Source organism: Idiomarina sp. UBA4206 (genome assembly GCF_002383015.1).
Lineage (GTDB): Bacteria > Pseudomonadota > Gammaproteobacteria > Enterobacterales > Alteromonadaceae > Idiomarina > Idiomarina abyssalis.
The window spans coordinates 48,750-49,306 of sequence record NZ_DFTS01000039.1 but is presented as its reverse complement, the minus strand read 5'-3'; the positions used below and the strand labels follow the sequence as shown (position 1 = coordinate 49,306).

1 protein-coding gene is annotated in these 557 nt (G+C 46.0%); it reads left to right on the top strand.

Annotation, left to right across the window (positions count from 1 at the left end):
• Nucleotides 1-249: 249 nt before the first annotated feature.
• The coding region (locus B3180_RS08280) for an LptA/OstA family protein (protein ID WP_286843964.1) at nt 250-557 on the top strand (308 nt) is incomplete at its 3' end.

The following is a 557-nucleotide window of genomic DNA, read 5'->3' as shown; positions in this document are numbered from 1 at the left end:
AAATAACGACGGAAACTGGCATCGCCGGATACAACCTCTAAAGTCGGCTGGGGAACCCCGGTCTGGGCTTCGCACCAAGCCTGCAGAGCCACTTCTCGTTTGTCTTCCAAATTATCCTCCACCAAATTTTGTCGCAAAGCCTTAAAACTAGCAGTGTACCAAATAGCGAAACAAACAAAATTGCTTTATTATACCCTCGCGCTGCAAAACAGAATAAATGCATTTAATAACAACGAACGGAAGATTCAATTGCTGCTAAGGTTTATTACTCCGCTGATGCTACTGTCGTTTACTGGCGATGCGCTAGCGGCTTTACAAAATCAAAACGTGCAACAAGGCATGGCTTGTGAGGCTTCCCGGCCCGCAGAAAATGTAATTGGTTCAGTGCAACTGCAGCAAACTGAAGCAGGCACTATTGGCGTTGAATCGCGCAGCGCCGAAATTTTTGCAGATGAGAAGGCGTACTTTACCGGTAACGTTATTATTCACCGTGATGGGCAATGGCTATCCACATCAAAAGCGACAGTCGACCAGCAAAAAGGAGAAATTATTGCCTA